21 protein-coding genes, 1 pseudogene and 1 riboswitch are annotated in these 19900 nt (G+C 69.7%); of the genes and pseudogenes, 12 read left to right on the top strand and 10 right to left on the bottom strand.

Going from position 1 to position 19900, the window contains the following annotated elements:
* Positions 1–21 precede the first annotated feature (21 nt).
* Positions 22–843, bottom strand: a complete 822-nt coding sequence (locus tag TBIF_RS05690; protein ID WP_084611562.1) for a DUF3027 domain-containing protein — start codon at positions 841–843, stop codon at positions 22–24.
* A 130-nt stretch (positions 844–973) separates the two neighbouring features.
* Between TBIF_RS05690 and TBIF_RS05680 the strand changes: the two genes are divergently transcribed.
* A complete protein-coding gene (locus tag TBIF_RS05680) occupies positions 974–2725 on the top strand; it encodes an MFS transporter (protein ID WP_235174522.1) in 1752 nt (583 codons plus the stop codon).
* Positions 2722–3276 (top strand): DUF2771 family protein, encoded by a 555-nt coding sequence (locus TBIF_RS22935; protein ID WP_024793887.1) that lies wholly within the window; start codon positions 2722–2724, stop codon positions 3274–3276. The genes TBIF_RS05680 and TBIF_RS22935 overlap by 4 nt, the downstream gene beginning before the upstream one ends.
* 2 nt (positions 3277–3278) lie before the next feature.
* Here TBIF_RS22935 and TBIF_RS26530 read toward each other — a convergent pair whose 3' ends face one another.
* A complete protein-coding gene (locus TBIF_RS26530) occupies positions 3279–3686 on the bottom strand; it encodes a cold-shock protein (RefSeq protein ID WP_024793886.1) in 408 nt (135 codons plus the stop codon).
* A 158-nt stretch (positions 3687–3844) separates the two neighbouring features.
* On the opposite strand from TBIF_RS26530, the gene TBIF_RS05665 reads away from it, so the two are divergent.
* On the top strand, positions 3845–4108 hold the full coding sequence (locus TBIF_RS05665) for a hypothetical protein (RefSeq protein ID WP_148302172.1): 264 nt from the start codon (positions 3845–3847) through the stop codon (positions 4106–4108).
* Positions 4109–4115: 7 nt separating this feature from the next.
* Here the strand turns inward: TBIF_RS05665 and TBIF_RS26695 are convergent, their stop codons facing one another.
* From TBIF_RS26695 to TBIF_RS05655, 3 genes and pseudogenes are all read right to left on the bottom strand, one after another.
* Positions 4116–4310, bottom strand: a complete 195-nt coding sequence (locus tag TBIF_RS26695) for a TOBE domain-containing protein (RefSeq protein ID WP_439654216.1) — start codon at positions 4308–4310, stop codon at positions 4116–4118.
* A gap of 438 nt (positions 4311–4748) precedes the next feature.
* Positions 4749–5243: pseudogene (locus tag TBIF_RS26690) on the bottom strand (ATP-binding cassette domain-containing protein); the annotation flags it as partial.
* A complete protein-coding gene (locus TBIF_RS05655) occupies positions 5240–6073 on the bottom strand; it encodes an ABC transporter permease (RefSeq protein WP_024793883.1) in 834 nt (277 codons plus the stop codon). The pseudogene TBIF_RS26690 and the gene TBIF_RS05655, both read right to left, overlap by 4 nt.
* 57 nt (positions 6074–6130) lie before the next feature.
* Here TBIF_RS05655 and moaA point away from each other — a divergent pair, with 57 nt between their 5' ends.
* From moaA to TBIF_RS05640, 3 genes are all read left to right on the top strand, one after another.
* Positions 6131–7204, top strand: coding sequence for a GTP 3',8-cyclase MoaA (gene moaA / locus TBIF_RS05650; protein ID WP_084611558.1), 1074 nt, complete (start codon positions 6131–6133; stop codon positions 7202–7204).
* A 31-nt stretch (positions 7205–7235) separates the two neighbouring features.
* Entirely contained in the window at positions 7236–7502 is a 267-nt protein-coding gene (locus tag TBIF_RS05645; RefSeq protein ID WP_038169973.1) for a MoaD/ThiS family protein, read from the top strand.
* A 314-nt stretch (positions 7503–7816) separates the two neighbouring features.
* Positions 7817–8028, top strand: a riboswitch (cyclic di-AMP (ydaO/yuaA leader).
* 7 nt (positions 8029–8035) lie between these two features.
* Positions 8036–8680, top strand: a complete 645-nt coding sequence (locus TBIF_RS05640) for a transglycosylase family protein (protein WP_024793880.1) — start codon at positions 8036–8038, stop codon at positions 8678–8680.
* Between the two features lie 150 nt (positions 8681–8830).
* Here the strand turns inward: TBIF_RS05640 and TBIF_RS25845 are convergent, their stop codons facing one another.
* The 4 genes from TBIF_RS25845 to TBIF_RS05620 are packed head-to-tail and all read right to left on the bottom strand — an operon-like array spanning position 8831 to position 10421.
* A complete protein-coding gene (locus TBIF_RS25845) occupies positions 8831–9265 on the bottom strand; it encodes a molybdenum cofactor biosynthesis protein MoaE (protein ID WP_038169971.1) in 435 nt (144 codons plus the stop codon).
* Complete coding sequence (locus TBIF_RS25840; RefSeq protein ID WP_038169985.1) at positions 9262–9738, bottom strand: MogA/MoaB family molybdenum cofactor biosynthesis protein; 477 nt, start codon at positions 9736–9738, stop codon at positions 9262–9264. Before TBIF_RS25840 ends, TBIF_RS25845 begins: the two co-directional genes overlap by 4 nt.
* A complete protein-coding gene (gene moaC, locus TBIF_RS05625) occupies positions 9735–10223 on the bottom strand; it encodes a cyclic pyranopterin monophosphate synthase MoaC (protein WP_024793877.1) in 489 nt (162 codons plus the stop codon). Before moaC ends, TBIF_RS25840 begins: the two co-directional genes overlap by 4 nt.
* Before the next feature lie 6 nt (positions 10224–10229).
* Positions 10230–10421 carry a hypothetical protein gene (locus TBIF_RS05620; RefSeq protein WP_024793876.1) on the bottom strand — a complete coding sequence of 64 codons (192 nt, stop codon included), beginning with the start codon at positions 10419–10421 and terminating at the stop codon, positions 10230–10232.
* 60 nt (positions 10422–10481) lie between these two features.
* On the opposite strand from TBIF_RS05620, the gene TBIF_RS05615 reads away from it, so the two are divergent.
* The 3 genes from TBIF_RS05615 to TBIF_RS05605 all read left to right on the top strand — a co-directional run bounded on the left by TBIF_RS05615 (position 10482) and on the right by TBIF_RS05605 (position 15303).
* Positions 10482–12815, top strand: coding sequence for a helicase-associated domain-containing protein (locus TBIF_RS05615; protein ID WP_038169983.1), 2334 nt, complete (start codon positions 10482–10484; stop codon positions 12813–12815).
* Between the two features lie 118 nt (positions 12816–12933).
* Complete coding sequence (locus TBIF_RS05610) at positions 12934–14607, top strand: DNA repair helicase XPB (protein ID WP_024793874.1); 1674 nt, start codon at positions 12934–12936, stop codon at positions 14605–14607.
* Between the two features lie 21 nt (positions 14608–14628).
* Positions 14629–15303, top strand: a complete 675-nt coding sequence (locus tag TBIF_RS05605) for a DUF3239 domain-containing protein (protein ID WP_024793873.1) — start codon at positions 14629–14631, stop codon at positions 15301–15303.
* Here TBIF_RS05605 and TBIF_RS05600 read toward each other — a convergent pair whose 3' ends face one another.
* A complete protein-coding gene (locus TBIF_RS05600) occupies positions 15304–16749 on the bottom strand; it encodes a flavin-containing monooxygenase (RefSeq protein WP_024793872.1) in 1446 nt (481 codons plus the stop codon).
* 94 nt (positions 16750–16843) lie between these two features.
* Here TBIF_RS05600 and TBIF_RS05595 point away from each other — a divergent pair, with 94 nt between their 5' ends.
* The 3 genes from TBIF_RS05595 to TBIF_RS05585 all read left to right on the top strand — a co-directional run.
* Positions 16844–18250: an amidase gene (locus tag TBIF_RS05595; protein WP_024793871.1), complete on the top strand. Its 1407-nt coding sequence runs from the start codon at positions 16844–16846 to the stop codon at positions 18248–18250.
* A 44-nt stretch (positions 18251–18294) separates the two neighbouring features.
* A complete protein-coding gene (locus tag TBIF_RS05590; protein ID WP_024793870.1) occupies positions 18295–19107 on the top strand; it encodes an N-acetylmuramoyl-L-alanine amidase in 813 nt (270 codons plus the stop codon).
* A 149-nt stretch (positions 19108–19256) separates the two neighbouring features.
* Positions 19257–19900 (top strand): DUF222 domain-containing protein (locus TBIF_RS05585; RefSeq protein WP_024793869.1); only part of this gene is annotated, 644 nt, incomplete at its 3' end.

Below are 19900 nucleotides of genomic sequence, written 5' to 3'. Positions count from 1 at the left end.
ACTGATCGGCGGGAACAGTAGTCAGGGCGTCGACGGGTTCTGCTCTGCAGGGGCCGCCGGCACCCGCAGCGCCGTCGTCTCCACCGCGCCATCGTCATAGGGCTCGAATGCGGGCGAACCCGCACCCTTCGGAGCCGGGGTGTCTGAGTGCGCGCCGCAGCCGTAGTGCGCGTGCACCACCTGCCCGTCGGCGGACAACTCGTTGCCGCACACGCCGAACTCGTTCCGGAGCGCGCCCGCAAGCGGAAGGTAGAAGCCGCAGGTGTCGCACGTCGACGTGGCGGCGCGGGCCATCTCGGAGCCGGGGCCGTGCTGGCCCTCGTGCCAGCGGTCCGCGGCGTCGTCGCGACCCATCGGGCTCAGCACCTGGAGGCGTCCCAGGCCGATCTCCAGCACGACGTCGTCCACGGCCGGATCGCCGTTCGCGATGTAGCCGGGCACCAGGCGGGGATCTGCGAGGGCAGGTGGCAGGAGATCGCCGGGACCGAGGTCGCCCGGCCGGAGCCGATCGTCCCAGGGGGTCCACTCCGGCGCGATAATGGCATCGGCGCTGGGCAGCATCACGATCTCGCTGACCGTCGCGTGGTCCGAACCGGGGCAGGTGGCCACGACGACGACCCACTGCCAGCCGCGATAGCCGGGCACGTCGGCCTCGAAGTAGTGCGAGGCCGCTGCCTCGTCCTCGCCGACGACGCCGATGTGGGCGCCGACCTTGCCCTCGCCGAGCTCCTCCACGGCCGTCCTGGCCAGGTCCACCGCGTCCGCGAGAATCGCGGGCACAGCGATGTCAACAGAATCGGTCTCGTGCACTGCGGCCGCATCCAGAGAGTTCACGTCCACCATCTTGCCGCATCCCCGCGCAGTCGGCACCAGCGCTACCAAATCCGCCGCAGTTCAACAGCCCCAAGTGTCCTCTACGACACTTGCCAGGGGCCTCCGCACGAACGCTGACCAACTAGGGAAGAATCGACCTGTGACCGAACGAGATCCGCGTTTAGATCCGTGGCAGCGCCGCGGGGGAGCTGACGACCGACATCCATTTGATGATTCTGCGGCCGTCGGCAATCGCGAATCGTGGTACCAGCACACCGACTGCGGCGCCGGCGACGGTGGCGAATGGCCTGGCCCGACGCATGGCCGACCCGCCTCCCGGCATCCGGGCGAGGCGAACTACCCCACCAACCCCGGCCCACCGCCCGGCGAGCGCCGACCGCGTCGTACCCCGCTGCCCCCGCTCGGCCAGGACGACACCACCTACACAAACCCGCCGAAGTCCGCGCGGATGCCCCGCAAGATCACCGTCACCCGGGTGGCGGCGATGCGCAGCAAGCAGCTGACCGCGCTGGGCATCGCGAACTTCCGCCGCGCGGCCACCGCCGACGGCGCCGACAAGTCCGGCCTCACCGCCCTGATCTACGCCTACATGGCGAACTTCGCCTGCGACGCGGCGCTGACCGTGGCGCTGGCGAACACCCTCTTCTTCTCCGCCGCCACCGGCGAGTCGAAGACCAAGGTCGCGCTGTACCTCCTGGTGACCATCGCGCCGTTCGCGGTGATCGCGCCGCTGATCGGCCCGGCTCTGGACCGGCTGCAGCGGGGCCGCCGCATCGCGCTCGCCACCTCCTACGGGGTGCGCGTCGTGCTGGCGATCATTTTGGCCCTGAACTTCGACACCTGGATCCTCTATCCCGCCGCGCTCGGCATGCTGGTGATGAGCAAGTCCTTCGCGGTGCTCAAATCCGCGGTCACGCCGCGTCTGATGCCGCCGGAGATGGACCTGGTGCGGGTCAACTCGCGCCTGCAGATCTTCGGGTTGGTCGGCGGCACCACCGTGGCGGGCGCGCTCGCCGGCGTCGTCGCGTTCATCTTCGGCTCGCCCGGCGCCCTGTGGCTGACCGCGATTCTCGCTGTCGTGGGCGCCTATCTGAGCATGCGGATCCCGGCCTGGGTGGAGGTCACCGAGGGCGAGATCGCGACCACCTTCACCTACCATGGCGAGCCCGCCGCAGGTGAAGGCAGATCACACGGCTCCAGCAGCCGGCCGCCCGGACCCGCCGAGGACACCTCGAAACTGCGCCAGCCGCTGGGCCACAACATCCTGACCGGCCTCTGGGGCACCGGCACGATAAAGATGCTGATCGGCTTCCTGTTCCTCTATGTGCCGTTCGTCGCCAAGGCCCACGCCGACACCGAGGGGCTCATCGGGCTCGCACTCGCCGGCGCGGTCGCCGTGGCCGCCGGCGCCGGCAATATCGGTGGCAACGCCCTGGGCACCAAGCTCAAGATGACCAAGCCCGGCGTCGTGGTGTTGCGCTGCGCGATCGCCGCGACCGTCGCCGCGCTGTTCGCCGCGGGCACCCACACGATGCTGATGGTGGCCCTCGCCGCGCTGTTCGCCAACACCGCGAGCGCGCTGGCGAAGGTGTCCCTGGACGCGTCGATCCAGAAGGACCTGCCCGACGAGTCCCGGGCCTCCGCGTTCGGCCGCTCCGAGACCGTCCTGCAGCTGTCCTGGGTCTTGGGCGGCGCGATCGGCATCCTGGCCCCCACCGAGCTCTGGATCGGCTTCACCATCATCTCGGTGCTGATGGTGATCGGCCTGAGCCAGACGGCAATGATCTACCGCGGCAAATCCCTGATCCCCGCCCTGCGCGGCACTCGGCCCAACTCGATGGCCCCCGAGGCGGCGAAGACCAAGAAACACCCCGCTAGGAGCAAGCGTTGAAGAAGTTGACCGCCCGCCGTCGTCGGCTGGTTCGCACAGTGGCGATCGCGGTGGCTGGAGTGGCCGTGGCGGTCGGCCTCGCCATACTCGTGGTGTACGTCCTGGTGCCGTGGATCCGCGACCCCGCCACGACCCAAGAGCGCCCCATCATCACCGCCGCCGCTGGCGAGACCAGCGTCGAGGTCAAGCCGTACACCTATTGCGAGGTGTCACGGCCCGACGTCTGCGACCCGCCGGGCCAGACGGTGGAGCTGCCCGTCACCGCCGGCCAGCAGCTAGTGATCTCGGTGCCGGAGAGCATTTCCGGAGCGCCGTGGGTGCTGGCCACGTTCTACGTGGACCCCACCGCGGCTGCCGACTCCGAAGCCCTGCAGGGCGCCGAACAGTTGTTCACGCCCGGCTCGGAGACCACCGTCTCCATCCCCGACATCGATGAGAATGGCCGAGTCCTCGCCGGTGTCGAGGTGCGCCTGCCCACCGGCCTGTACAACCCGGACACCAAAGAGGACACGATCGTGACGCATGCGACCTGGTCGGTGGCCACCCGCTGAGGCTAGGAGTCCAGCTCGCGCGCGACCGCGCGCACCACCTCGGAGATCATCTGCGAGGTCTTGCGATCGGGGTACTTGCCCCGCCGCAAGTCCGGCTGGACCTTGGACTCCAAGAGCATGATCATGTCCTCGACCATCCCGTGCAGCTCGTCGGCGGGCCGCCGGTTCGACTCTTCCCGGCGGGCGCCGCCGCGCTTGATGGTCGGCGCGGGCTCGAGCACCTTGACGCTGAGCGCCTGCGGGCCGCGGCGACCGGTCACCATACCGAACTCCACCTTCTGCCCAGCCTTGAGCGATTCGACGCCTTCGGGCAGGGCCTCGGCCCGGACATACACGTCCTCCCCGCCCTCCTGGGACAGGAAGCCGAAACCCTTTTCGCCGTCGTACCACTTGACCTTGCCGGTTGGCACCGTGCTCACCCACTTCTCGTGTCGAAATTTGCCGTCAGCCAGCGGGCGGGAACACCCTCGACATAGCTGACGCGCCCCACTTGGCGCAGGACGCGACTACCTCGAAGAGTACCCCTACCCCTACCGCCCGCCCGGCTCGGCGCGCTACCGTAGTGGTCGTGAGCCACACATCCGAGCCGCACGCGGCCGCCCTCCAGTCCAATGCCAGCGCCGCCCGTTCCACCACGGTGTCAAGCGTGCTGATCTGGCTGGGCGTCGCGCTGTTCGCGGTGGGCCTGCTGTCGATCCTCGTGACGTTCGCGGTGCCACTGTTCCATTGGCGGCTGTCCGCGGCGTTCTACTACCTGGCGATGATGGCGCCTGCAGGCATGGTCATCGGCGTGATCGGCGCGCTGGCGTCCGGCCGCCGCGTCCGCAACTAATCGGCGTCTAGCCCGACTGCGGGTAGATCTGCACCTCGGTCGCTTTGACGACGAATTGCACGGCGTCGCCCACCACCAGGCCTAGCTCCCGCGCCGCCGCCACCGTCACCTCCGCCATCAACGGCAGCTCCGGTCCGTGTGCGCCGCGGATACGGATCGTCTCCCCGCGCGCCTCAAGCCCCGTCACGCGCACGGGGAACATATTGCGGGGGCTGCCCTCTGTCGCGCGCCGATAGACGGCGACCGCGCGCGGGGAGAACACCGCCACGCATCGTTCCCCGCTGCCCAGCTCGTGCAGGCACTCCCCCTGGATCTGCGCGCCGTCCGCCGTCACGAGCGTGGCGATGCCCGCCTGCGCCGCGGCCAGCGCTGTGCCCTCCGTCATGTTGGTGCCGGCGAGGTCTGCGGTGAAGATGCTCCGGGGCTCGCGCAGGACTCGGTCGACGGGTCCGAAGTCGACCACGACGCCGTTCTCCACCACCAACACGCGGTCTGCGAGCGTCAACGCGTCGATCAAGTCGTGGGTGACGATCACCGTCGCCGTCTGGCCGTCGACGGCCGCGGCCCGCTCCCGCAGGACTCGTCGCAGCATCGAGCGGACCTCGGCGGCCACCGTGACGTCGAGGGAGGCGAGCGGCTCATCGAGCAGCAGCACCCGCGGCTCGGCGGCCAGCGCCCGGGCGATCGCGATGCGCTGGGCCTGCCCACCTGAGAGCTTGCGCGGTTTGCGCTTGGCGAGCTCGCTCAGGCCGACCTCCGCCAGCCAATGCGCCGCCAGTCGCTTCGACTCCGCGGTGCCGCGGCCCTGGCTGCGCGGGCCGAACTCCACATTCTCCAGCACGGTGAGGCTGTCGAAGAGCAGCGCGTCCTGGGCCAGCAGCCCCACGCGACGCTCCGCCACGGGCACGTCCACGCCGGCCTCGCTGTCGAAGAGCACCGTCTCGCCCACCCGCACATGCCCCAGATCGGGCCGCACCAGCCCCGCCAGCGCTGCCAGGACCGTCGACTTGCCCGCCCCGTTCGGCCCCAGCACCGCCAGCACCTCGCCAGCGCGGAGGGTGCAGGCGACGTCTACGCCGCGCTCGACGACCTGGGCCCGCATCGAGAGCCAATCCGCCACGCTCACATCCGTCATCGAGTCTCCGCCTCTTCCTTCACTCGAACAGCCCGGCCGCGCCCGGCGGGGCTCCTGTGCACCGCCACCACGATGACGACGGCCACCACGACCAGCAGCATCGAGAGCGCCACGGCCGCGTCGGGATCATCGACGCGCTTGAGATAGATCTCCAGCGGCAGCGTACGGGTCCGGCCCTGCAAACTCCCCGCGAACGTGATGGTCGCGCCGAACTCGCCGAGCGCCCGAGCGAACGCCAGGACCACGCCCGAGACCAGGCCGGGCAGCACCATCGGCAGTGTCACCCGCCGCAGGACCGTGCCGGGGCGTGCGCCAAGGGTTGCGGCGACCGCCTCATACCGCTGGTCCATGCCCCGCAGCGCCCCCTCGAGGCTGAGCACCAGGAACGGCATCGAGACGAACACCTGCGCGAGCACCACGGCCGTTGTCGAGAACGCGATGTCGATGCCGAACACCCGCAGCGTCTCCCCCATGAATCCGCGTCGGCCGAAGGTATAGAGGAGCGCGAGGCCACCCACCACCGGCGGGAGCACCAGCGGCACGAGCACGAGGGCGCGGACCGGGCGCCACCACCGCCCGGCAAACCGGGCCAGCAGGACCGCCAGCGGCACGCCCAGCGCCACCACGATCACCGTCGAGACACTCGCGGTCACCACGCTCAGCCGCAGGGCCGCCAGGGCGGACTCCGACGAAATCAGGGCGCCGAAGCGGTCCCACGGCACCTGCGTCGCCAGGCCGATCACCGGCAATGCGATCAACGCGACCCCGAGCAGGGCCGGCGCCAACAGCCAGCGCGGCACGGCCAGGTGGTGGTTCGGAGGTGGTCGCATCACGGGGAATCCTAAGCGTGGCACGGCAACGCCAGGCGCATTGGCTATCCTGGGGCCATGTCACACGTGAGCCTGGGCCTACCCCGAGTAGGGGCGCCGGGCGAGGCCGTAGTCGACGAAGATGATCCCGGACGGGCAACGGGTCCGTTACGTGACACTTTTGGGCGCGTCGCCACAGACCTCCGAATCTCCCTGACCGACCGGTGCAACCTGCGCTGCACCTATTGCATGCCCGCAGAGGGCCTCGATTGGCTGCCCGCCGACGAACTGCTGACCTTGGCCGAGCTGACCCGGCTCATGCGGATCGCCGTGATGGACTTGGGCATCCGCGAGATCCGCTTCACCGGGGGCGAGCCGCTGTTGCGCCGCGACCTGCCGGAGATCATCGCCGCTGCCGCAGCCCTCGAGCCGCGCCCGGAGCTCGCGCTGACGACGAACGGGCTCGGACTGGCTCGCAAGGCCCCAGCGCTCGCCGCGGCGGGCCTGAACCGGGTGAATGTCTCCCTCGACTCCATCGACCGGGCGGAGTACGCGGAGATCACCCGTCGCGACCGCCTGCAGGACGTCCTGGATGGGATGGCCGCCGCGCACGACGCGGGACTGCGGCCAGTGAAGGTCAACGCGGTGCTCAAGCCCAACCTCAACGCCGCCGACGCTCCCAAGCTGCTGCAGTACTGCCTAGACCACGGCTATGAGTTGCGGATCATCGAGCAGATGCCCCTCGACGCCGGCCACGACTGGCAGCGCTCGACGATGATCACGGCGGCGCAGACGCGCGCGGTGCTCGGTGAGAAGTTCGCGCTGACCAAGGCGACAGAGCCGCGCGGCGCCGCCCCAGCGCAACGCTGGCTGGTCGACGGCGGCCCCGCGACGGTCGGCATCATCGCGTCCGTGTCCGAGCCGTTCTGCGGCGACTGCGACCGCACCCGTCTCACCGCCGACGGGCAGTTGCGCAATTGTCTCTTCGCGCGCGAAGAATCCGATCTGCGGGCCCTGTTGCGCGGTGGCGCCACCGACGACCAGATCGCCCGCCGCTGGCGCGCCTCCATGTGGGCCAAGCGCGCCGGCCACGGCATCGACGACCCCGGCTTCCACCAGCCCGACCGCCCGATGAGCGCCATTGGCGGCTAGCCGCCACCCCACCACCACACAGGAGCGATAAATGCCCCACTCAGAACTGTCGGCTGTGACCGTCCGCTATTTCGCCGGGGCGCGTGCCGCCGCCGGAGTCGACGAGGAGAGCGTGCCGCTGCCGGCTGGCGCCTCCGTCACGACGCTGCTTGTGGAGCTCGGCCGTCGACGCCCCCCGCTCATCGAGATACTGGAACGGTGTTCCTACTTGGCCGGCTCTGTGGCGGTCCGCGACCTGGACGCCCCGCTCCCCGCCGGAGCCACCGTGGACGTACTGCCGCCCTTCGCCGGCGGCTAAGACCTGGACAGATGGGTCAGGGCGGCGACGAAAGACGCCGGGAACGCCGCCAAAACCGACCGTTCAAGCCAGCGCCCTTGACTCAAGGTGACCTAAACCACATCACAGCCAGGTAACGGTCTCGCAACTTTTCGTAACTTGAGCTATAGACCAGGTCTTTTACCCCAATTATGTTCCTCAGGTCACATTTGGTATCGCGCGCGTCCAACAGCCCAAAATAGGTGACTACGGGCCACTCAACGGATAGCGTCAGCGGCGGTCAATCAGTCGACCAGATCCGGGCCCGCAACGCCGAGCTCCGTCCAGTGGGCATCCGGATCCCAACGAATAACCCAGGGACGGAGACGGGGGACCCAAGTCCACCGAACGGGACTCTGGGGCAGTAGTTCAAAAATGCAGCACTTTTCGCATTCTGAACCACAGCCCCTGGGGTGAAGCGAAGCCGCTCTGTACGGAGCGGGGACGCGGGGCAACCTCTCAGCCCTAACCCGACAGCTGACCTCGAAGGCGTGTGTGGAGAGGAAATACCACCGATGACCGGACGTCACCGCACCCCCAGCACCGCTGGCCGCAACATCACCAAGATCGCCGTTTCTAGCGCCGTCATCGGTGCCGCGAGCATTGCATTCGCCGGTACGGCTAACGCCGCCACCGACGCCGAGTGGGACAAGGTCGCGCAGTGCGAGTCCACCGGCAACTGGGCCATCAACACCGGCAACGGCTACCACGGCGGCCTGCAGTTCTCCCCCAGCACCTGGACTAGCCACGGCGGCGGCGCCTACGCGGCGACCGCGAACCAGGCCACCAAGGCACAGCAGATCGAGATCGCCGAGAAGGTTCTCGCGAACCAGGGCAAGGGCGCATGGCCCTCCTGCGGCGTCGGCCTGAGCGGCGCGACCCAGCGCACTCCGGCACCTGCCCCAGTCGCGCAGGCCGCGCCGACGGTCGCCCAGGTCCAGTCCTTCCCCGGCGCCGTCGCCGCGGACGCGACCACCGAGGCAGCCATCCTCGACACGCTCATCTCGATCGCAGACAGCAACAACATCGAGGTCTCCCCCGAGTTGCGCGCGGCCGCCGAGCAGGCCATCGCCCGCATCACCGCCAGCACCGAGCTGGACAAGGCCGACAGCGGCGTGCTCGACCAGTACCTGACGCTCGCCAGCACCCTGCTGAGCTGAGCCAGCAGCACTTCGCCTTAGCTAGGCAAACTAAAAGGCCCGACACCTTCGCGGTGTCGGGCCTTTTAGCCGTCTAAATGCCCTGCAGGCGTGATCGCGGGCCGATCTGGGGTCCCCGGATGGCCCCGTGGGTCCGCGGGGGCTGAGCGCCTAAGCGCAGCTGACCCACTCTTCGGTGCCATCGCCAAAAACTTGCAACTTCCACACTGGCAGTTCTAATTTCACGGCTTCGACCAATTCTCGGCAGACGTCGAACGCCTGCCCTCGATGGTCCGCGGCAACGGCGCAGACGAGCGCCTCGTCGCCGATCTCGAGGTCTCCCACCCGATGGCTCACGGCGAGCGCGCGGACGCCGGTGGTCGCGGTGGCGATCCGTTCGGCGATCGCCACAACCACCTCCCCCGCGCTCGGATGAGCCGAGTAGCTCAATCGGCGCACCGCACGGCCGCCGTCGTGGTCGCGCACGACGCCGCAGAACCCAACCACCGCGCCGGCGGACTCGTGCGAGACCCAGGCCTCATGCTCGGCCAGGGTGATGGCATCGGCGGTGACCTGCCCGCGCCACAGAATCGGATCCGAGCTCACAGGTGGTCTCCTCCGGCTATCTGGTCTAGCGCATGTTGCAAGATCGGGTCCAGCACGCCGAGGCCGTCGCGCACCCCGCCCGTCGAGCCCGGCAGATTCACGACGAGGGTTCGCCCGGCAACGCCGGCCACCCCGCGCGAGAGCACGGCGGTGGGCACCGCAGGCAGTCCGGCCGCGCGGATCGCGTCGGCAAGACCGGGCGCCTGGAAGTCCAGGGCCGCAGCGGTCTCCTCGGGGGTGCGGTCGGTCGGCGAGAGGCCAGTGCCGCCGGAGGTCAGGATGAGGCTGGGGCCGTCGGCGAGGGCTGCGCGGATGGCCCGGCCGACGGGCGCGCCGTCAGCGACAACGACGGGACCGACGACCGCAAAATCCTTGGCCCGCAGCCAGTCCGCGATGACAGGACCGGTGCGGTCGGGGTAGACGCCCTCAGCGGCGCGGGTCGACGCGATCACGACAACCGCAGTGCGCGTCATGATCGGCGCCATGATCCCGTCTTGCCGCCCTCTTTGGACAGCACCCGGACGCCGTCCATGACAGCCTCGGGGTCGACGGCCTTGACCATGTCGTGCAGCGTCAGCCCGGCCACCGCCACCGCGGTGAGCGCCTCCATCTCCACACCCGTGCGATCTGTGGTGCGGACGGAGGCGGTGACCTCCACGCAGTCCGCGCGGAGCTCGAAGTCCACCGTCACGCCCGAGAGCGCGATGGGGTGGCACAGGGGGATCAGCTCCGGGGTCTTCTTCGCCCCCATGATCCCGGCGATGCGCGCCGTCGCGACTGCGTCGCCTTTGGGCAGGCCGCCCTCGGACAACAGCGCGATCACCTCTGCGGTGGTGCGGAAGGTACCGGCGGCGACCGCCCGACGAACGGACGTCTGCTTCTCCGAGACGTCCACCATCCGGGCATGCCCAGCCGAGTCGAGGTGGGTCAGCGACCCGCCCGACTTATCCTCTGCCATGGCGATCTAGCGGTTCGGGACCGTGATGGGATGCACGTAATTGACGTCCGCGGCCGGCAGCGGCAGCTCGAGGACCTCGCCAAATGGCGACAGCGGACCCGAGCGGGTCGAGGAGAGCTCCGTGACCGCATGCTCACCCTCGGGGAGCTCCGGCCAGCCAGTGTCGTTGCGATGATGAGTGTTCTTGTTGTCAGTCACGGCACCATTTTGGCAGGCAACGCGCACAAGGGCCAGTCCAGGTCACTAATCTGGTCTCTGATGCCCAAAAATTTGCCAGATCCGAGCCCCGCCGCCCTGCCGTCTGCCCCTAACCTGGCGGATTGGCTGCGCGGGCGCTCCGACGCGGAACTGGCCCGACTACTCGGCCTGCGCCCCGACCTCACCGTGCAGCCGCCGCGCACCACCCAGGTGCTGGCCACCCGCGCGGAGCAGCGGATGTCGGTGCACCGGGTGGCCGGCGAGCTCGACACCCTCGCGATGGGCGTCCTGGAGGTGCTGATCCTCCAGCAGGCCGACGTGTCCCCCGTCTCCGCAGATCTGGTGCGCACCGACCTGCTCGAGCACGCGTCCGCCCCGGCGGTGGACGCGGCGCTCGGCCGCCTGCGGGACTTGGCACTGGTGTGGGGCGACGACCAGCAGCTCTCGATGACCCCCGCGGCCCGGGAAATACTGCCATGGAGCCCCGGCCACCTGGTGGACCCGCCGGCAAGCGATACCGGCACCCCCGCCGAGCTGCGCACCGCCATCGCCGGCCTGGACGGGAACCAGCGCGCGCTGCTCGAGACCCTCGCCCGCGGTTCTGGCGTGGGCCGCACCCGCGACGCCGCGCCCGAGGCGGCCGCATCGAGCCCCGTCCAGACACTTCTGCGCGTCGGCCTGCTCAACTGGGTCGACGATGAGACCGTCCAGCTGCCGGAGGCGGTGCGCGCAATCTTGGCCGGCGCGCCACTGCGCGGGGAGCTGCGGTTGACTGAGCCCACCGTCCCGACGGTCAAGAACAAGATCGCCGACGTCGACGCGGCCGCCGCCGGCCAGGCGATGGAGTTGCTGCGGCACAGCGCCGCGGTCCTCGACGAGCTCAGCCGCGCCCCGGTCCCGACCTTGCGCACCGGCGGCGTGGGCGTGCGGGAGCTGCGCAGGCTGGCCAAGGCCACCGGGCTCGCCGAGCCCGCTCTCGCGTTCGTATTGGAGCTGCTGGCGCACGTGGGCCTGATCGCGACCGGCATCCCGGACCCGGCCCCACTGAGCGATACCGCCGACTCCTATTGGGCCCCAACCGATATCGCCGACCACTGGCTCGCGCAAACGCCCGCCAACCGCTGGGCCGCGCTCGCCGCGCCGTGGCTGGGCCTGGCCCGCAAGGTGTGGACCATCGGCGGCCGCGATACGACAGACAAGCTGATCCCCGCGCTCTCCCCCGATCTGGCGTCCGCCACCGCGCAGGAGGACCGCCGGGTGATCCTGGAACTGCTGGCCGACGTCAAGCCCGGGTCCGCCATCGCCGCGCCGGACCTGCTCACGCTGCTGCGCTGGCGCCGGCCCCGCCGACACGGCCGAATGCCGCTGCACCTCGTCGAGCACTTCCTCAGCGAGGCTGCCGCGATAGGCGCCGTCGGCCGCGGCGCGCTGTCCACCCCGGGCCGCGCGCTGCTGGCGCCTGCCACGGAGACAGGCGGGGCTCCGACCGTTGCCACTGCGATGTCCGCCGCCATGCCAGCGCCCATCGACCATGTGCTGCTGCAAGCGGACCTGACGATGATCGCGCCGGGCCCACTCACCCCTGAGCTGCAGGCGCGGGTGGAGCAGGTCGCGGAGGTCGAGTCCGCCGGGGCCGCCACCGTCTACCGGATCACCGAGCAGTCGCTGCGCGGGGCCCTCGATGCGGGCAACAGCCCCACAGAGCTGCACGAGCTGTTCGCGCAGGCGTCGCGCACTCCGGTCCCCCAGGGCCTCACGTATCTCATCGACGACGTGGCGCGCCGGCACGGGCAGCTGCGCGTCGGCTATGCCAACGCGTTCCTCCGCTGCGAGGACCCTGGCCTGCTCGCCGAGGTCCTCGCCCGGCTGCCTGAGCTCGGGCTGCGCCGCCTCGCGCCGACCGTCGCCATCTCCCACCTGGACCTGGCGCCGCTGCTGGCCGAACTGCGCGGCGCAGGACTCGCCGCCGTCGGCGAGGACGAGTCCGGCTCCATCGTGGACCTGCGCCCACGCGGCAGCAGGGTGCCGCCGCCGCGCCAGTCCAGGGCCGCGGTGCACCGGCCGCCCTCCCCGACCGCCTCCGCGGAACAGCTGGCCGACGTCGTGTCCGGGCTGCGGGCTGGGGACCAGGCCGCCGTCGCCCGCAGCTCCGACACCGTCCGTGTCGACGGGACCAAGGCCCGCGGCGCGGCGACCGTCTCGCTGCTGCAGACCGCAACCCAGGTCGGGCGCGCCGTAGCGGTCGGCTACGTCGACGCGAAGGGCACCGCCATCCACCGCATCGTCGACCCGGTGCGCTTCGACAGCGGCCAGCTCGAAGCCCGCGACACCGTCACCGGCGAGGTGCTGAAGTTCTCCCTGCACCGGATCACATCCGTCGCGCTGGTGGAGTGATCCGCCCGATTCGACCCGCGAATGGCAACTTGTCGGTGCGAGCTGGACAATGGGGAGCACGGCCGGGCACTCCGGCCGTGATCGTGACCGCCGCAGCCGGCGGGCCTGAGGAGGACGCGTGAGCGACGGACCGCTGATCGTGCAATCCGACAAGACTCTCTTGTTGGAGATAGACCATGAACTGGCCGCCGAGGCCCGCGCCGCGATCGCCCCATTCGCCGAGCTTGAACGCGCCCCCGAGCACGTGCACACCTACCGCGTCACGCCGCTCGCCCTGTGGAACGCGCGCGCCGCGGGGCACGACGCCGAGCAAGTGGTCGACGCCTTCGTCCGCTATTCCCGCTACGCCGTCCCGCAGCCCCTCCTTGTCGACATTGTCGACACGATGGCCCGCTACGGACGCCTGCAGCTGGTCAAGAGCCCCGCGCACGGGCTCCTGCTGGTGAGCCTGGACCGTGCGGTGCTCACAGAGGTCATGCGGCACAAGAAGATCCGGCCCATGCTCGGCGAGATGATCGACGCCGACACCGTCATCGTCCACGGCAGCGAGCGCGGCCGGCTCAAGCAGGAGCTGCTCAAAGTCGGCTGGCCCGCCGAGGACCTCGCGGGCTATGTCGACGGCGAGGCACACCCCATCACCCTCGATTTCCAGACGAACCCGTGGGAGCTGCGGGACTACCAGGAGATGGCGGCCGGCTCCTTCTGGGACGGCGGCTCGGGCGTGATCGTGCTGCCCTGTGGGGCGGGCAAGACGATGGTCGGCGCGGCTGCGATGGCCAAGGCCGGGGCCACCACGTTGATCCTGGTGACGAACACCGTCGCCGGGCGGCAGTGGAAGCGCGAGCTGATCGCCCGCACGTCGCTGACCGAGGAGGAGATCGGCGAGTACTCCGGCGAGCGCAAGGAGGTCCGCCCCGTCACCATCGCCACCTACCAGGTGATCACCCGCCGCACCAAGGGCGAGTACAAGCACCTCGAGCTGTTCGACTCCCGCGACTGGGGCCTGGTGATCTACGACGAGGTGCACCTGCTGCCCGCGCCGGTCTTCCGGATGACGGCCGACCTGCAGTCGCGTCGGCGCCTCGGCCTGACCGCCACGCTGGTGCGCGAGGATGGCCGCGAGGGTGACGTGTTCTCGCTGATCGGCCCCAAGCGCTACGACGCCCCGTGGAAGGACATCGAGGCGCAGGGCTGGATCGCGCCCGCCGAATGCATCGAGGTCCGGGTCACGCTCACCGAGAACGAACGGATGATCTACGCGACCTCCGAGCCCGAGAACCGCTATAAGCACTGCGCGACGGCCCGCACGAAGGTCGCCGTCGTCGAGGCCATCGTCGCCCGGCACCCCGGCGCGCCGACGCTGGTCATCGGCGCCTACCTCGACCAGCTCGAGGAGCTCGGCGCGGACCTCGACGCCCCGGTCATCCAGGGCTCGACCCGCAATAAAGAGCGCGAGGAGTTGTTCGACAAGTTCCGCCGCGGCGAGATCTCCACCCTCGTGGTCAGCAAGGTCGCCAACTTCTCCATCGATCTGCCCGAGGCGTCCGTCGCGATCCAGGTCTCCGGCACCTTCGGCTCCCGGCAGGAGGAGGCGCAGCGCCTCGGCCGGCTGCTGCGGCCCAAGCACGACGGCGGCCAGGCGCACTTCTACTCCGTCGTCGCCCGCGACACCCTCGACTCCGAATACGCCGCGCACCGCCAGCGCTTCCTCGCCGAGCAGGGCTACGCGTACCGGATCGTGGACGCCGACGACCTGCTGGGGCCAGCTATCGGGGGTTCGGCTGCCGAGTGAGGCTGCCGTACCATCAACCGCGTGCGCAATCTGTCATTTCCCCTGGATCTCAAATATGCCAAGTCCAACAACGAGAACTACTCGGAGCTGCTCCGGCTCCGGGTATCCGCGCTGATCGTCTCGGTGGCCCTGCTCGCCGGCGGTATCGCGCTGTTCCTGCTCGGCTCAGGCCTGTTGGACATCGTGGGCATCGCGCTGATCGTCATCAGCCTGGGCACGGCCTCGTTGTGGTTCATCCTGCCTCGCAAGGTGGGCAGCATCGAGTCCCAGTACGTGTCGGCCCCCCTGGTCGGCGCGGTCCTCGCTGCCAAGCGCAAGCACGGGATCACGGTGCTGGGCCTGGTCAACGTCTCCCGCGACCCGGACGCCAACCCGCGCTACGCGCTGGTCACGCGGACCGCGACGGCCATCACCGGACATCCGAGCGTCGTCGGCGCCAAAATCCCCTGCGCCGCAGTGCTCGCGGACCGCACCAGCAAGCCGCAGGGTGACACGTGGGACACCGCGAGCCTCATGCCCATCGCGTGGGGCACCAAGGACAAGAATGTGATCGTCCGCGCCACCGGCGAGATCCAGAACTACGAGTGGGACCTGCTCAAGCGCAGCCTGCCGCGCCTCGAGGAGGTCCGGGTCACCCGGAACCAGCTGGTGTTGCTGGCGACGGACGAGCTGCCGCACGTGATGCGCGGCGAGTAGTCAGGCGGGCTCGTATTCGGCCAGGTCCACCGTGGCGGTCCGCCGGGAGTAGGCGAGCACGTTGCGCGGCCAGTTGCTGGAGATCCGGCCCGACTTCGACTGGTACCAGCTGACACAGCTGGCCCACGCGGTCTTGCCGAGCCGCGCCTGCACGTCGTCGTCATAGCCCTGCTCGACGTCCGCGCGCACGGTCGCGGTGGCCATCCCGCGCCGGCCCATCTCCTCGATCAGCCCGCGGATGTAGCGGGCCTGGCGCTCAAGCATGTAGATGATCGAGCCGGTCCCTAGATTCGTGTTGGGGCCGTACATGATCAGCAGGTTGGGGAAGCCCGGCACCGCGATGCCGAGGTAGGCCCGCGCGCCGTCCGCCCACCGCTGGCTCAGCAGCTCCCCGCCCGCCCCGCGGATCTCGATCGAGTCCAAGAACTCCTGCGTCGCGAAGCCCGTGCCGTAGACCAGGACGTCCACCGCGTGCTCGGCGCCGTCCACCGTGCGGATCCCGGTGGCGGTGATCGCGTCGATGCCCGTGGTCTCGAGCCGCACGTTCGGCGCCGCGACCGCCGGGTAGTAATCGCTGGAGAACAGCACCCGCTTGCAGCCCATCGGATAGTCGGGCGTCAGTTTTGCGCGCAGCGTCTTATCCCTGATCTGCAGTGCCCGCATCCCGGCGGCGGTGGCGCGGAACATCCTGTCCACCACCGGGTTTCCCAGCACCGCGAAGGTCCAGAACTCCCCGAACAGCCACCAGAACAGACGCTCCCCGCGCTGCACCACCGGATACTTGCGGAACACCCGGTGCTGGCGCGGGCCGTACTCCCGGTCCATCCGCGGCAGCAAATACGGCGCGGAGCGCTGCAGGACCAGCAGCTGCCCCACCTCTGGCTGGATCTTCGGGATGATCTGGATCGCGCTGGCCCCAGTGCCGATCACGGCAACGGTCTTGCCCGCTAGGTCCACCGAGTGGTCCCACTGCGCGGAGTGGAACGCCGGGCCCGCGAACGAGTCCAAGCCCGGGATCTTCGGCAGCAGCGGGATCGAGAGCTGCCCGGTGGCGGGCACGAAAAACTGGGCGTCGTATTTCTCGTCGCCCGTCTCGACGTGCCAGCGTCCGGTCGCGTCGTCGTATGCGGCACTTCGCACGGTGGTCTCGAAGACGATGTGGCGACGCAGCGCGTGGCGGTCCACCACGTCGTGGATATAGGCGAGGATGTCCGCCTGCTCGGAGTACCTGCGCGGCCACTCCGGATTCGGCTCGGCCGCATAGGAGTAGTAGGGCGATGGCACATCCACCGCGGCGCCGGGATACGTGTTCTCCCGCCACACCCCGCCCACATCGGCGGCCTTCTCCAGGATCACGAAGTCGTCAATGCCCGCCCGCCGTAATTCCAGCGCGATCGCCAATCCGCCCAACCCCGCGCCGACGATCAACACCTTTGCCTCCACCATTCCCAGAGAGTACCCACCACTGAGAGGGACCACCGGGATCTTCGCCGACTGATTCGGGCTATCAATGAGGTTCGCCCCCAACCGAGGAGTCCCCATGCAGGAGCTGTTCGACAATCACGACATGACCGGGCTCGCCGCGGCGATCTCCGACGGCGAAGTGTCCGCGCGCGAGGTCGTGGAGTTCTCCCTCTCCCGCCTCGCCGAGCGTAATCCCACCGTCAACGCGGTGATCGCCGAGCGCGCCGAGGAGGCCCTCGCCGAGGTCGACGCCGGACTGCCCGGCGGTCCCCTGCGCGGCATCCCCTATGCCATCAAGGATTTGGGCCTGGATGTCGCGGGGCTGCCAACCACGAACGGCTCCAGGCTCTTCGCCGACGCGGTGGCGGCCGCGGACTCCGAGTTGGTCACGCGCTACCGCGCCGCGGGGCTGGTGATCATCGGCAAGACGAACACCCCCGAGTTCGGGCAGAACGCCAGCACCGAGCCCGCGCTCTTCGGCCCCTCCCGCAACCCGCATCGGCTCTCGCACTCCCCCGGCGGCTCGTCGGGCGGCGCCGCAGCGGCGGTCGCGGCCGGCATCGTCCCCGCCGCCCATGGCAGCGATGGCGGCGGCTCCATCCGGATCCCCGCCGCCGCAACCGGGCTGGTGGGCCTGAAGCCCTCGCGTGGCCGCGTGCCCGTCGGCAACGTCCTCGCCGGGCCGCTGTCCGTGCACCACGCCCTGACCCGCAGCGTCCGCGACACCGCGCTGCTGCTGGACCTGACCTGCGCCCCGCTGGCTGGGGAGCCGTTCACCATCAGCCAGCCCGCCCGGCCCTATGTGGAGGAGGTGGGCGCGGAGACCGGCCGCCTCCAGATCGCGGCGAGCACCACCATGCCCGACGGCTCCCCCGCGCACCCCGACTGCGCCGCCGTCGTCGACTCCGTCGCGGCGCTGCTGTCCCGGCTGGGCCACGACGTCACCGAGGCCACCCCCGACTACCCCGTCGACGCACTGCAGGCCTCGATGTCGATGGGTATGTCGGTGTCCATGGCCGTCACGGTCGACGCGCGCCTGGCGGAGCTGGGTCGCGGGCTGCTCGACGACGATCTCGAGGTGGTGCCTCGAATGATCTACGAGCGCAGCAAGTCCCAGGGCGCGACAGATTTCGTCGAGGCGATGAACGAGCTGCACCGCGCCGCCCACGTGATCGGCGCCTTCTTCACCGAGCACGATCTCCTGGTGACCCCCACCCTCGGCCAACCGACCCCGCCGCTGGGGCTCCTCGACGCCGGCTCCGTCGAGGCAATCTGGAAGCACGGCGGGATCTACGGCGCGCTGACCGGGCCGTTCAACACCACCGGCCAGCCCGCGATCTCACTGCCGATGGGCCACGACTCCACGGGCCTGCCGGTGGGCGTGCAGATCGTCGCCGCCTTCGGCCGCGAGGACCTGCTGATCCGCGTCGCCGCCCAGCTCGAGGCCGCCCAGCCCTGGTCGATCGCCCCGGCCTGGGGCTGAGCCCCGACGTCCCGGTCTCTATGGTGTGTCTCGTGTCTGTGAAAATGAGCGCTCCTCTCGCGAGGCGGGCCGCGGCGTCGATCGCGGCCGCTGCGCTGCTGGCGGGGTGCACCATCCCCACGGCCGCCGACAACCCGACGACGTCCGTGGCGGCCAGCACCACAGCAAAGGCCACCCCAGCTGCCGAGCAAGAGCCGGAGCCCACACTTCCCCTGACCGGGCGCGTGGTGTTCCTCGACCCCGGGCACAGCGGATACACCACCGCCGCGGCCTCGGACCAGGTGCCCACCGGCCGCGGCGGCACCAAGAACTGCCAGACCACCGGCACCAGCACCGATGGCGGCTACCCCGAGCACACCGCGGTGTTCGAGATCGCCGAGTTGGTGCGCGCCGACCTCCAGGCCCAGGGCGCGACCGTGGTGCTGAGCCGCGACGATGACGCCTCGCCGGAACTGTGCAACAACTTCCGGGCCGAGGCCGCCGACCACGCCCAGGCCGACGCCGTCGTCTCTCTGCACGCTGATGGCGCGGGGCCCGACCAGTTCGGCACCTACACCAGCTACTCGGCCCCGCCGCTCAACGATGCCCAGTCCGGACCGGCCATCAACCTGGCCACCGACCTGCGGGACGCGTTCACCGCCAGCGGCTTCACTCCCGCCGCCTACTCGGGCCAGGACGGGCTGATGGCGCGCGACGATTTGACCGGGCTGAACATGTCCCTGCGCCCGACTGCGCTGCTCGAGCTCGGCAACATGCGCAATGCCGAGGACTCCCGGATGCTCACCACTCCCGAAGGCCAGGCCCGCCTGGCGCAGGCGGTGGCCCTCGGGATCAGCAATTACCTGCAGTCCGTGTAAACCTGGGACCTGACTGGACATAGGGGGCGGGTATCCGGGTCGACTCATTCGTGCCCCAAACTATCGAATATTTATTCTCCCAAATCTCTTGACGGTGACCTGCATCATGAGTAAACTCGATGATACATTCGACCTAGGGGGGTTGGGGAATGATCATCGAATCCGACGACGTGACCACCGCCGCCTTCCGCCTGCCGCCCTTCGGCAGCCGCACCCCCGCCGCTGAACTCGTCGACTCCCTCCACGCCAACCAAACCTGGAAATCCCTTTTATCCTGGGACTCCTACGCCCGCGCCGCGCAACTGCACCTGACCCTGGCCACCTCCACCCCGGAACTGGACCTGCGCGTCCTCGACGACGACGCCACCACCGCCGCCCATTTGGCCGCCGCCAGCCACATCCGCCACGCCGCCGGGGCAACCATGCTCCGCGAAGCCCTCGCGATGGTCTTCCGCATCCCCGAAATTGGGAAGTGCCTGCGCGATGGCCTGATCACCGAGGCCCAATACAAAGTCTTGGTCACCGACACCGATCTGCTCGACGGCAAGTCCTACTGCCCGGATGTGGACGCCGCGATCGCCCGCGCCCTCCGCACAGCCTGCGCGACAGGTGAGCGGGACCTGCACAACCTGGCCAACCGCCTCATCTTCGAGCACGACCCCGACGCGTTCCGCGACCGCCACCAGAGAGCGAAAAGACAACGCGGCACCCGTGCCCGGCCGTTACGCGATGGCATGGCTCAATTCAGCATCACCGCGTCCGCTGAGGACATCGCCCTCGCGATGGCCGCGGT

This window comes from Tomitella biformata AHU 1821 (assembly GCF_000524475.1).
Taxonomy (GTDB): Bacteria; Actinomycetota; Actinomycetes; order Mycobacteriales; family Mycobacteriaceae; genus Tomitella; species Tomitella biformata.
This window is presented reverse-complemented; position numbering and strand designations above follow the sequence as displayed.